The sequence below is a fragment of the Enterobacter sp. CGMCC 5087 genome (assembly GCF_003144775.1).
Lineage (GTDB): Bacteria > Pseudomonadota > Gammaproteobacteria > Enterobacterales > Enterobacteriaceae > Enterobacter > Enterobacter cloacae_M.
In genome coordinates this window covers 1-11,788 of sequence record NZ_QFXN01000079.1, presented here as the reverse complement: position 1 = coordinate 11,788, position 11,788 = coordinate 1, and the positions used below count along the sequence as shown (strand labels likewise).

Here is an 11,788-nt window from a genome sequence, read left to right as displayed (position 1 = left end):
ACAGCAAGAGAATTATTTATTTTCAATGAGTTAGATACTTTTCGGACGCGAGTTCAACTCCCGCCAGCTCCACCAAAATTCTCCATCGGTGATTACCAGAGTCGACTGATGAAGTCCTGAAAGCCCGCATGGCGCAAGCCCTGCGGGCTTTTTTGTGCCTTTTATCGCTCCAGAACATCGGCTAAATCCGGTGAATATTGTTATACGCTTTTAGGTATACATCCTGCCGTATGCCTAAAAGCGTATACCGATTCATGAAGACGCGGCCACAGTGGCACGGACAATATGCCCCCTGACCAACACCGAAGTCCTACGCGCTAAGGCGTTAGAGAAGAATCTAACGCTGCATGATGGCGATGCGCTTTTTCTGATAGTGAAAACCAGCGGGAAAAAGCTCTAGCGTTTCCGTTATCAACGTCCCGCAACAAAGCAGCGAACAATGATGGGGTTCGGTGCATTCCCTGCACTTTCGCTTGCTGATGCCAAAGGGTTAAGAGCAGATTACCTTGCCTTATTAGCCAACGGAATCGATCCGCAAATTCAGGCTGAAGTTGCAGAGGAACAGCAGCAAATTGCACTGGACAGTATTTTTTCAATGGTCGCCGCTAACTGGTTCCAGCTCAAAAGCAAAAGCGTTACCCTTGATTACGCAAAAGACATTTGGCGCTCACTGGAGAAAGATGTATTCCCTGCCATCGGTGATATCCCCGTTCAGAAAATCAAAGCCCGGACACTGGTTGAAGCTCTTGAGCCAATCAAAGCTCGTGGGGCGCTTGAGACTGTACGCCGACTGGTGCAACGCATTAACGAGATAATGATTTATGCCGTAAACACGGGTCTGATTGATGCGAACCCAGCATCAGGAGTTGGGATGGCCTTTAAGAAGCCCAAAAAGCAAAATATGCTGACGCTGCGGCCAGAGGAATTGCCAAAGCTGATGCGTTCTCTAGTCATGTCGAATCTATCTGTTTCGACTCGCTGTCTAATTGAGTGGCAGCTCCTGACCCTTGTGCCCCCTTCAGAGTTTTCCGGGGCTCGATGGGCAGAGATCGATCTTGATGCAAAGCTCTGGAAGCCAATCAGTGCTCACCGTGAGCATGTTTTTCCCAGCAGGCATGATCCAAAACGACCAATGAACAGCCAAACCGCAAATGCCGCTTTAAAAAGATTAGAATACGGTGGTAAATTGGTCGCTCATGGGTTACGTTCTATAGCAAGCACAGCAATGAATGAGCAAGAATTTAATTCAGATGTGATTGAAGCAGCTCTTGCTCATATTGAGAAGAATGAAGTTAGACGAGCATATAATAGTTCTACTTATCTTGAGGTCCGTCATAAAATAATGAACTGGTGGGCTTCATTTGTGAAAAAAATCAACAAAGGAATTATGATGTCATTAATTGATGAAGTAAATGATAGAAGAAAAGAGATCCGTACAGATGGCTATGCTATTTCTATAGGAGAATGGTTATCTTTGTACGAAAACGGTGAAATCGACATACATCCTGAATTTCAGCGAATCTATCGATGGTCTGAAGCACAAAAAACCAATTTAATAGAATCTATATTATTAGGAATACCAGTCCCCCCTATATTTGTTAGTCAAAGAGCAGATGGTGTATGGGACGTTGTTGATGGGTTACAACGACTTTCAACAATATATCAATTCATTGGGCAATTAAGAGATGAGAATAATGAACTCATTCCGCCATTAGTTCTTTCCGGAACAAAATACTTACCTAGCCTAGACAACAAAAAATGGGAAGGTGACGGTGAACTCGGCGATAATGATCCTAATAGCATCGGTCAAAACCTTAGACTTACGATTAAACGTTCAAAACTTAACGTTAGTATTATTTTGAAAGAAAGTGATGAAACTGCAAAATATGATTTATTCCAAAGACTTAACACGGGCGGTTCAAGATTAAGCGCTCAAGAAGTCAGAAATTGCATTTTAGTAATGTTAAATAAAGATTTCTATTCTTGGTTATCGGAGCTTGCTAAATTTGACAAATTCACTGAATGTACAGCATTGAGTGATAGGGCGATTAGTGAATCCTATGATATTGAGTTAGCCTTGAGATTTATTATATTCTCATTAATTGATCCTATTGATTTAGATTCTATGGGTGATGTTGGTGTATTTATTACTGAAAAAATGCGTGAAATTTGCGTAGATGATAGTTTCGACACTGCGTATTGGGGCGACTTGTTCCGTCAAACCTTCACAATACTTGCTGATTGTTGCGGTGATAATTCATTTAAAAGGTTTAATACTGCAAAATCTAAATATTCAGGAGGATTTCTTGTCTCACAATATGAAGCTGTTTCGTATGGCCTTGCATATAATATTTCAAAAGGGACTGCTGCCGAAAATATAAATAATCTTGTGTCTAGTCTTTGGTCAAATCAAGAATTCACGGATTGGTCCGGTTCAGGAATGACTGCTACGAGACGCCTGCCTCACCTTATACCATTAGGCAGGGAAATATTTAAAAAATGATAAAAACAAAAGAGGAACTTATTGATAAGATCGCAGAAGACCGAATCTGGAGACTGCGTGAAATTAACGAGATGAGAAATCTTACCCTAAAAGAATTCTCGTCTCCAATACAAAAACAAGTGCTATGCCGCGCAGGCATAGCACTTATGTATGCCCACTGGGAGGGTTTTGTAAAAAAAACAGGAACCTACTTCCTTGAATACGTTTCTGCACAAAGACATTGCATCGAAGAATTAAAAAGCAACTTTATTACACTTATTGTAAAAGGGAGAATTGATAGTGCTCACGCATCAAAGAAATACTCCGCATTCGATGAAGTTACAAAATACATTTTAAGCAATCAAAAAAGTCGAGCTCGAATCCCAGTAAAAAACGTCGTAGACACCCAGTCAAATCTTTCGACTACAGTCCTTAAAGAAATACTTTGGTGCTTAGGCCTCGACTATAGTTTATTTGAATCTAGAGAGAAATTGATTGATCAAAAATTAGTTAGCAGAAGAAATCACATAGCTCACGGTCAAGAAATTGAAATAGGATTAGATGATTTTCATGAAATGGTAGATGAAGTTTTGGGACTGATGGAAACGTTCAGAAACATGCTTGAAAACAGCACAATCACTGAAGGTTACAAAGCGGCATAAATCTAAGTCGCCTCATACAGAGGTGACTTAAAGTATAATTAATCGCGCACACTCACACCTCGACACACACTCAAAGTCAGTTCACTTTTTCCTGAACATCAGCATTCTTCTTTCTCACCACGCGAAAAATTTTGCACCTGCGTATTTTATAAATATCAATTTAATTGAATTAAATACATTCTCTCTTGGCGCGCAATGCTCTCCCCGCCACTCCTGCCCGCTTAAGGGGGGCGCTTTTAATGCAGGCGCATGACCGGCCTCAGGGCGCGCCAGTGCTGGCGCTGACGGGGGATTCAGTGTCTGTAAAACGCATGCAATACCATGCACCTTATGCATGGCTTTTATACGTAAAAATGGCGGGATTTTCGGGGGATTTTTAAGCGGACTACTGCACGGCCAATTCTGCGCGACAGCGGGTGTAATTCAGGTTTTGTGCGGGCGTGAATTTTTCACGACTATCATCGCGCGAGGCCGCGTCAGGTCTGAATCCGATGGCCGTTAAAATGTCATTAACCTGCGCCGAATAATTAATTTTTTCACCGGCGGTCAGCCAGAGCTGTAGCGCCTCGCGCAGATAATCGAGTGAGTGCTGCATGGCGCAGCGCTGAACGGCGGAATGCTGCCCGGAATAATTCATCAGTTCAGGGCCAAGGGCGGCGGCCAGCTCCGCGCCGTGCGCCTGCATAAAATCATTCAGACGGTTACGTATGCTGATGCGCTGCACCTCCTCATGCGAGCGGATATAACGCCCGGCAGCCTGATTTATTTCCCACTTTTTCACATCGATAATTTCACGTAGCGTTTGCAGGCTCCGGCCGCTGTGGCCTCTGCCGGCAAGCTGTTCGCGGTATCCCTTTTCGGCCTGCGTCAGTTCATCCCTGCGTTGCAGCCAGGCGGATTTGTTTGCCTGACAGGCCTCAAAGGCTTTCTGTAGCGTCAGTGTGGTCGCGTATGTTTCTCCTGATGACTGGCCGTGCTTACGCACCGGCACGGTTAACGGTGGCCGCCGGTGCGGGGACCGGGATAACCGGCTCTGTCACCGGTGAACGAATAACCCGTCGATGGATTCAAGCGTGCGGAACGTGGCCGAGCACTCGATGTTCATGCACTGGTGATAGCGCTGTTTGACGTTATCGGATAGATACCGGCTGGTGCGGGAATGCGCGCTGGTTTTGCAGAACGGACAGTGAAACATGCCTATGCCCCACCTTATGAAAGCCATTTTGAATCAGTTTTTTGAAAAGAACATAAAACCAACTGACTACCAAGGTGCGCTGAACCAGCAAAGTAATCCCGACTAACAACAATCTCCATTCTTTTAAAGCTGCAAATCGTTCATAGCGAAAAGCCCCTAACCCCATCAATATCTCATTGAAATATAACTAAAAGAAACAAAATCAAAAGCAAAGTTAATAAATTTTAAAAAGAACTTTTGCCGATAATGTGCTAGAAATTTGTTCAATGCATCTCAGAGCCAATGACAGGAACAATGAGAATATGGATACGACGTTGCTGAGCGCATTAGATACCGATGGACGCGATAAATTCGAAAGCGCGATGAATGCCTTGCAAGGCGATGTTTCCGCTGCGGCCGCGAGGTTGTCAGTTGATCCCCGCTTACGCCTTGAATACTCAAAAAGAATCAAAGAAATGTCCGCAGACTTACGCGCTAAGGCCAATGCTGGTGTGATCTCCTGGGACAAAGCGGCACGAGAGGCTCAGGAAACGAGAAATTTGATCATGGAGATGGTGCGCTCTCGCAGTACTCCACTCGGACGGGCAATGGCCGAACGAATAAAAAGCGAGGGTAAGACGCTTAATGAGTTGGTAGCAAAAAAAGCGAAAACTTTATTCGGCCCACAGGCAAATTTTAACAACCTTTCGGAAGTACAAAAAAATCAGATATATGCAGGTATCGTTGAATCCGCAGGCAAGTCTAACCCACAAGTAAATATGAAAATGATGCAGCTCTCGCGGGTTGGAAGGGGGTTAATTGTTCTTTCGATTGCGATTTCTGTTTACGAAATTTATGCCGCTGATGATAAGGTTTCTGAATCAGGCAGGCAGATAGCGATTAATGGTGCAGGTATTGCCGGTGCTGCCGCAGGTGGTGCAATGGCGGGATTAATGTGTGGGCCAGGCGCACCTGTTTGCGTGCTCATCGGTGGCTTCGTCGGCGGCGCGCTTGCCGCATGGGAAATGGGACGTTTGTGGAATTGATTATGCAACAGGTTAATTCAATATCTCTGGTTAAGGTTCACGACGCTACCGATGTATCCCAGGCTCAATCTGACGTTGTGCTCAATGGTAAAAGCACCAGCATTATTGTACCGGGACAAGTGCTTGAAGCAGCAGTCCAGGTTAATGAGCAGCGTTACATCCTGTTTCTGACGGATGACATTATTTTCGAGGAATCCCTGACGATTGCCCTTATTGACGTTCATGACGGGCTTAAAGAAATTGTTCGTTTGGGCAATGAGTACTCGACAGGGAGTTTTGCGGATCTCCTGGTCACTGACAATAGCGTGGATTTCAGGTTTATTGGGGATTATATCTGGACACTGAAAGTATCAAATTCACCTCGCCTGCGGCTTCCTTTTGTTTCCGATCCAAAAGGTGTTAAACGGGAGTCTGGTCTGAAAAAGTACATAACGATTTCTGCCACACCAGCGTCGGAAAACGTAAGCTGAAGTCATTATTTAACAGAATGAAAAGGCTTTCTGGTGAGCTGGATAAATGCACCTGAGAATTATGCAGCCCCGGATAGCCAACCAGAATCTCCACCAATAATAACCCTATTCATCTGATGAAATCCTGAAAGCCCGCACGGTACAACCCCTGCGGGCTTTTTAGTATCATCACCCTAAGTTCCCTTTACCTTTGACAAACATCAACCCCCTTCCCCCTTCTCCTGTGCAAAATTACCCACACCACCCAGCGCTACGGAATAGCCGCTCAACCCGGAAGGAACTCCACCATGTACAGACCCATAACCGTTATTATCTTCATTCTCCTGACCCTCGCCGCCCTCGCGGAAATAGGCGTTTTATCCTTTGGATAATCCTCAGGCGAAATACCCCTCATCAGGGCATGTTGATCTCATTACAGTTTTTTCCTAAAGCCATCCCGTTTCGCCTGTGCCATGCTGAATCACGCTCATAACCGATAACGTTAAATGAGGATATTATGAAAAAAACAATTATCGCATTATCTGCCGTTCTGCTGGCTTCCCCAGTATTTGCTGCGACCACACATGCAACTGACGATACCGTCGCGGCGGCGAACGCAAACGCCAACGAGGCTAAGCAAAAACTGCACGAAGAGCATAACAAAGGTGAAGAGCTGAAGCTGAAACAGAAGCATGCTGCGGAAGGCAAAAGCGAGAGCCTGGGCAGCAAGGTCAGCGAAGATTCCCAGAAAGCCTGGCATAAAACCAAAGAAGGCACCGAGAAAGGGTGGGATGCCACCAAAGAAGGCGCTGAGAAAGGCTGGAACAAAACCAAAGAAGGTGCCAGCGAGCTGGAAAAGAAAGTCACTGAGTAAGTAGTTATACTCACGAAAAGGTCGCGCTTGCGGCCTTTTTTATTTCTTCGAATATAATTAGCACCTCGGGCGTTTACGCAGTGCGCACTTATCGGAGAAACCACTATGTATCGCCTTTTGGCCTTTCTGACCGTTCTGCTGTTATGCCCTTCCCTGCATGCTGCCCCGAAAAGCTATCTTATCGACACCGATAACACCGATATTCGGCTATCGTGGCACGCCTTCGGCGGTATCCTCTCCTGGGCGACGTTCAGCGGCGTGACGGGCGCCGTGACGCTCAACCCGGAAAATGACGTCGACGACCATATTCACGTCACCATTCCCGTAGCGACTCTTGTAGCCTCAAACAAGCTGCTCACCTGGCAGCTGAAAAGCGACATGTTTTTTGAATCCGAGCGCTACCCGACTATCGAGTTCATCAGCTCTCGCGTGGTTGCCCAGGGCGACGGGCGGTTCAGGGTGTTCGGCACGCTGACCGTGCGAAACATTGCCCGCCCGGTGATCCTGGAGGCCGTCGTGAAAGACCCGCACGCGCAGGCCCTCACGCTGGATGCCACGACGGCGATCTCGCGCGCGTCCTACGGGATGGATAAGTTTGCGCTGGTCGTGGACGATCGTATTGCCATCGCGATTGCGATTAAGACGAACAACGTCCCGTCATCCTGAGATGAGCCGCTGTAGCTGCTCCGCGTTTCCCCGCAGGTGAGACGGCGGGTTGCGGCCAATCAGGACAAACTGGTAGCCCGCCTCCTGCCACCACGCCAGGTTCATGCCGTGCCGCTGCTCCTGGCGCAGAGAGGCCATCGTCTTCTCATCTACAGGAGAGATACAGAGCGCCATCGGGCCGTAGTCGGCGTTGATCCAGGCAATCTGCGCGATCGAGGTGGTTTCATAGCGCAGCATTCGCACCATTTTCAGCTCTGCTCCCTGCAGGACAAGCTGCGACATGCGCAGCTTCATGCCGATGTCCTGCGCGGCCCGTTCCAGCCCGTGCTGCAGGACCGGCGTTGCGCTGTCCATATCCAGCAGCGTCTCGACGCTGTACAGGGACATATATTGCGCTTCGAGGTCGCGAATATGGGCATTCTCATCCGCTGGCGCGGAAGCGGGCCGCAGCAGATAGCCCAGCCCGGATCCGACCATCAAAAAGCTGACCGATGCGGCAATCAGCGCCCGCCTGCTGACGCCAGCCGGCGTGGAGGATTGTGGATCGGGAAGTGCCGCCAGACGCGCCTGCATTGTCTCCAGAGGTGCCTCATCCAGCAGGGGGGCAAACGCCCCGGCGAAATCCTGGCTGCTTTTCATCAGTTCGGCGGTTCGCCCGGAGAGGCGTTCGTCACTTTTCAACTGTTCTTCAAATTGCTGCTCGTCGGCGCGGCACATCTCGCCATCTATCCATGCCACGATAGCGTCGTCGTTATAGGGCGGTGCAAAACGGTGCGAGTTCAAGAGCGTTTCTCCTTTACCGGAGGCAGTGCTTCAGCGGACCTGGCAAGCCGAGCCCGCGCCGTCGCCAGTCGGCTCATTACGGTACCGATAGGCACCCCCAGAGTTTCCGCCGCCTCCTGGTAGGTAAAGCCTTCGACATAAACCAAAAATACCGCGTTGCGCTGGGCTTCAGGCAGCGCGTTAACGCGCTGCATCACCTTCATGTAATGCAGGCGCGTCTCATCCTGTTCGCAGGTATCCGGCGCCAGAAGCTCGTCGCTGGCCACAAATCCCTGCCCCTGACGCACGTATCGGGCCCGAAGCTCAGAAATCCAGATAGAGTGCAGTATCGCGAACAGCCACCTGTCGATGAGCGTGCCCGGCGTATACTGGCTGCTCCGTTCAAGCGCACGCACGCAGGTGGACTGAACCAGCTCTTCGGCGATATCCCTGTTTCGCGACAGCACCAGCCCATAGCGCCAGAGACGCGGCAGGTGTGCGGCTAACTGTTGACGAACTTCACTGGTAGCGATGTGTTTTCCCTCCACGAGGAAATCAGGATTCCGGATGCCCGTTGATGGCGGCCTGCAGGTCACGGTACTCCTCGCAGGACTGGCCACAAATACCGGCAATCACCTTCAGCTGTTCTTTCGCGAGGTCAGGACGTCCTTTTACCATCCACGCTTCACCGAGATATTCCCGGGCTTTGGCATAATCCGGTGCGATAGCCAGCGCGCGCTGGTAGTAACCAATCCCTTCGTCCGTGCGGCCAAGCTTGCGCGTGGCGAACCCGCGATAGTTCCACGCTTCAGCCGTATTGCCATTTTTCAGCGAATCAAGCAGGTTGAGCGCCGCCTGGTACTCGCCTTTCTTCGCGAGATGGTACGCATAGTTGGTTTTGTCCTGGTCGCTGAGGCTGCTGCTCTTGTCCGGCACGCATTTCTGGGTGGCGCTGTCATACACCTGTCCGGAAGGACAATCGGGCGTTTTGCTCTCGGTACTATTATTGCCCATTGCCAGCGCCAGGGGGGACAGCAGGGAAAAAATCAGCACCGGGATCAAACGAAACGAGGTCGTGTTCATATAAAGCTCCAGGGTAAGAAGGAAGTGACGTCAGTAAACGCCCGACTGACGATTTTTATTCATTCTCACCGTGAATATTTTGCTGTCGCAAAATCATGCTGACATCGTAGCCCCAAGGGCAATGAATCAGATTATTTCACCCTTGCCTTAACGTTATTATTTTCGCGTAATAGCAGAGTTTTAAGCCTGCATGATAATATATTTCATTATACAAGTAACATAATATATCTTATATCAAAAACGTTACCCTAACTTAAATGCATATTAAGCGCACTTAAACAATAACGTTTTACAGTATATTAAAAATGTCTCCTACCAATTATCATACTGCGTAAATCATATTTAAAATCAACATCGCAAGACAAAATCAAAATCATTAAAAACAAACAGTTAAACCAGTTAAATTATTAACAAACCCAATGTATTAATGCCCTCTTCATTGTTTTGGCACTTATTTACGAAAGCTTAATTTGCACAACCATCGTTTTCTGTCTATATCATTTTTATATTCTTGAAAATAATTCTTCTATTAATTACAGGGTTTTATAAGACACAAAACACCCAAAAAACTGTTCTCTTTATAAGTCATTAGATTCGCTCTGATGTTGCCACTCTGAATTATGGCGGGCATCGTGCGCGCTAAAAACAACGGTCAGTGCTGCGTGATAACAGCGACTGCGCCGGGGGCGCCCTTTACCTTCTGCAGAGATGGCTCGTCTTGCTCGCCATTCATGATACATCTGCTGGAGTAATGCCTAAATGAGCCAAATCTCTGTTATATCGAAACTTACTGGCGTGGAAACGACCACGGAAGGCACACAGGTTACGCTGAGCCATTCCTCTATCGTTGAGCTTCATGTAGAGCGAGCCGATGTCTCCCACTTCGCGCGAAGTGGTAACGATCTGGTGGTGACACTGCACTCAGGGGAAGTGATCACCCTTAAAAATTTCTATGTCACCGACGCGCAGGGCGTGAGCCAACTGGTGCTCCAGGAGAGTGACGGTGCGTTATGGTGGATTGAAGATCCCACCGGGGCCGCCACGTACGAATCCATCGCGTCCACGGACGCCTTGCTGGCCGCATCCGGGAGTGATGCAGGTGGTGCCGCCATCTGGCCATGGGCTCTGGGCGGCATTGTCGCAGCGGGCGGCATCGCGGCGGCGGCAAGCACCGGTGGTGGCGGCGGCGGTGGAGATGACGGCAATAATAATAGCCCCAACCCCAACACACCCGTCGATCCTGCCGATCCGGATACAACGCCGCCGAACGCGCCTTCCGGCCTTAAGTTCTCTTCAGACGGTAAAACCGTCACCGGTACCGCCGAACCCGGCAGTACCATCACGCTGAAAGACGCGAACGGGAATGTTATTGGCTCAGGAAAAACGGGCAGCGACGGCAGCTTTACCGTCTCTCTCGGCACACCGTTGACCAACGGCGAACAGGTGACTGCCACCGCGACGGATAACGCCGGGAATACCAGCCCAGGCACAACGCTCAACGCACCGGACACCACCGCGCCCGATGCGCCAGCAATCACCAGCGTAACGGACGATGTTGCTCCGCAGACGGGGGCCGTCAGCAACGGCGGCAGCACCAACGATCAGCGTCCGCAGCTTACCGGTACCGGCGAAGCGGGCTCGACCGTGACGATTTATGACGGCGGAGTCGCTATTGGTACGGCGGTCGTCGCCAGCAACGGCACCTGGACCTTTACCCCGTCGGTTGACCTGAGTGAAAGCACTCATCAGATTACCGTGCGGGCAACCGACGCCGCGGGCAACACCGGGCCTGCCTCACCGGTGTTTACCCTGACGGTGGATCTTACTCCGCCGGACGCACCGACCGCGATTGTGCTGACCGACGATACGGGCGTTATCAGGGGAACCATCACGTCGGGCGCGCTTACCGATGCTTCACTGCCGCTCCTGGCGGGAACCGGCGAGCCCGGCGGAACCATCACCATTTACGATAACGGCGTGGTGGTTGGCACCACAACGGTTCAGCCCAACGGCACCTGGAGCGTCACGCCGAACGGTCCGCTCCCGGACGGGACACACTCCATAACCGTCACTGAAACTGATGCCGCCGGAAACCTGAGTACGGCCTCAGAGCCTGTCATCTTCACCGTGGACACCACGCCGCCGTCTGCCCCGGGTAATCTCGTGGTGTCGAATGATGGCGGCACCATCAGCGGCATTGCGGAAGCTGGCAGCACGGTGACCATCCGTGAAGGCGATATCACCCTTGGCACGGTTGTTGCTGACAGCCAGGGTAACTTCAGCCTGACGCTGACCCCGCCAAAAGTTAACGGTGAAATCCTGACCGCTGACGCCACAGACACGGCGGGCAACACGGGACCAACAACCTCCGCGGCGTCACCGGATATTACCTCGCCGCAGATGCCAGTTATCGTGTCGGTGATTGATGACGTGCAGGCCACCACCGGCCCCGTGGACCAGAATGGCCTCACTAACGACACGACGCCGACGCTCACCGGCACAGCTGAACCGGGTTCAACCGTTACTATCCGTCTGGACGGAACTGATATTGGCACAGTGCTAACCGACAGCAACGGTCAGTGGTCTTATA

Annotated in this window: 11 protein-coding genes and 2 pseudogenes; 8 read left to right on the top strand and 5 right to left on the bottom strand. The window is 49.9% G+C overall.

From position 1 onward, the window contains the following. Nucleotides 1-271: 271 nt before the first annotated feature. From DEO48_RS06955 to DEO48_RS06945, 3 genes and pseudogenes are all read left to right on the top strand, one after another. Nucleotides 272-1,372: pseudogene (locus DEO48_RS06955) on the top strand (integrase arm-type DNA-binding domain-containing protein); the annotation flags it as partial. 15 nt (nucleotides 1,373-1,387) lie between these two features. Beyond that, nucleotides 1,388-2,503: a DUF262 domain-containing protein gene (locus tag DEO48_RS06950; RefSeq protein WP_375232165.1), complete on the top strand. Its 1,116-nt coding sequence runs from the start codon at nucleotides 1,388-1,390 to the stop codon at nucleotides 2,501-2,503. Then, on the top strand, nucleotides 2,500-3,144 hold the full coding sequence (locus DEO48_RS06945) for an MAE_28990/MAE_18760 family HEPN-like nuclease (protein ID WP_109844732.1): 645 nt from the start codon (nucleotides 2,500-2,502) through the stop codon (nucleotides 3,142-3,144). Before DEO48_RS06950 ends, DEO48_RS06945 begins: the two co-directional genes overlap by 4 nt. 385 nt (nucleotides 3,145-3,529) lie before the next feature. Here DEO48_RS06945 and DEO48_RS06935 read toward each other — a convergent pair whose 3' ends face one another. Continuing rightward, nucleotides 3,530-4,129: a phage polarity suppression protein gene (locus DEO48_RS06935; protein ID WP_109844733.1), complete on the bottom strand. Its 600-nt coding sequence runs from the start codon at nucleotides 4,127-4,129 to the stop codon at nucleotides 3,530-3,532. Continuing rightward, nucleotides 4,122-4,339, bottom strand: a pseudogene (locus DEO48_RS06930) (ogr/Delta-like zinc finger family protein). The gene DEO48_RS06935 and the pseudogene DEO48_RS06930 overlap by 8 nt, the downstream one beginning before the upstream one ends. 302 nt (nucleotides 4,340-4,641) lie before the next feature. Between DEO48_RS06930 and DEO48_RS06925 the strand changes: the two are divergent. The 4 genes from DEO48_RS06925 (at nucleotide 4,642) to DEO48_RS06910 (ending at nucleotide 7,353) form a co-directional block, all read left to right on the top strand. Beyond that, nucleotides 4,642-5,364: a hypothetical protein gene (locus DEO48_RS06925; protein WP_109844729.1), complete on the top strand. Its 723-nt coding sequence runs from the start codon at nucleotides 4,642-4,644 to the stop codon at nucleotides 5,362-5,364. 2 nt (nucleotides 5,365-5,366) lie between these two features. After that, nucleotides 5,367-5,834 (top strand): hypothetical protein, encoded by a 468-nt coding sequence (locus DEO48_RS06920; protein WP_109844728.1) that lies wholly within the window; start codon nucleotides 5,367-5,369, stop codon nucleotides 5,832-5,834. Nucleotides 5,835-6,330: 496 nt separating this feature from the next. After that, nucleotides 6,331-6,687, top strand: coding sequence for a hypothetical protein (locus DEO48_RS06915; protein ID WP_109844727.1), 357 nt, complete (start codon nucleotides 6,331-6,333; stop codon nucleotides 6,685-6,687). A 105-nt stretch (nucleotides 6,688-6,792) separates the two neighbouring features. Then, nucleotides 6,793-7,353, top strand: coding sequence for a YceI family protein (locus tag DEO48_RS06910; RefSeq protein WP_109844726.1), 561 nt, complete (start codon nucleotides 6,793-6,795; stop codon nucleotides 7,351-7,353). Here DEO48_RS06910 and DEO48_RS06905 read toward each other — a convergent pair. The 3 genes from DEO48_RS06905 to DEO48_RS06895 are packed head-to-tail and all read right to left on the bottom strand — an operon-like array spanning nucleotide 7,345 to nucleotide 9,198. Beyond that, a complete protein-coding gene (locus DEO48_RS06905; RefSeq protein WP_109844725.1) occupies nucleotides 7,345-8,136 on the bottom strand; it encodes an anti-sigma factor in 792 nt (263 codons plus the stop codon). The genes DEO48_RS06910 and DEO48_RS06905 overlap by 9 nt on opposite strands. Continuing rightward, nucleotides 8,133-8,663, bottom strand: a complete 531-nt coding sequence (locus tag DEO48_RS06900; protein WP_109844724.1) for a sigma-70 family RNA polymerase sigma factor — start codon at nucleotides 8,661-8,663, stop codon at nucleotides 8,133-8,135. Before DEO48_RS06900 ends, DEO48_RS06905 begins: the two co-directional genes overlap by 4 nt. A 7-nt stretch (nucleotides 8,664-8,670) precedes the next feature. Next, nucleotides 8,671-9,198, bottom strand: a complete 528-nt coding sequence (locus DEO48_RS06895; protein WP_023294382.1) for a tetratricopeptide repeat protein — start codon at nucleotides 9,196-9,198, stop codon at nucleotides 8,671-8,673. A gap of 759 nt (nucleotides 9,199-9,957) precedes the next feature. On the opposite strand from DEO48_RS06895, the gene DEO48_RS06890 reads away from it, so the two are divergent. Continuing rightward, nucleotides 9,958-11,788 (top strand): Ig-like domain-containing protein (locus DEO48_RS06890; RefSeq protein ID WP_146198250.1); only part of this gene is annotated, 1,831 nt, incomplete at its 3' end.

Excerpts from the sequence above, each read along its gene's own strand:
- DEO48_RS06950 (WP_375232165.1), top strand. The coding sequence starts at position 1,388 with ATGATGTCATTAATTGATGAAGTAAATGATAGAAGAAAAGAGATCCGT.
- DEO48_RS06945 (WP_109844732.1), top strand. The coding sequence starts at position 2,500 with ATGATAAAAACAAAAGAGGAACTTATTGATAAGATCGCAGAAGACCGA.
- DEO48_RS06925 (WP_109844729.1), top strand. The coding sequence starts at position 4,642 with ATGGATACGACGTTGCTGAGCGCATTAGATACCGATGGACGCGATAAA.
- DEO48_RS06920 (WP_109844728.1), top strand. The coding sequence starts at position 5,367 with ATGCAACAGGTTAATTCAATATCTCTGGTTAAGGTTCACGACGCTACC.
- DEO48_RS06915 (WP_109844727.1), top strand. The coding sequence starts at position 6,331 with ATGAAAAAAACAATTATCGCATTATCTGCCGTTCTGCTGGCTTCCCCA.
- DEO48_RS06910 (WP_109844726.1), top strand. The coding sequence starts at position 6,793 with ATGTATCGCCTTTTGGCCTTTCTGACCGTTCTGCTGTTATGCCCTTCC.
- DEO48_RS06895 (WP_023294382.1), bottom strand. The coding sequence starts at position 9,198 with ATGAACACGACCTCGTTTCGTTTGATCCCGGTGCTGATTTTTTCCCTG.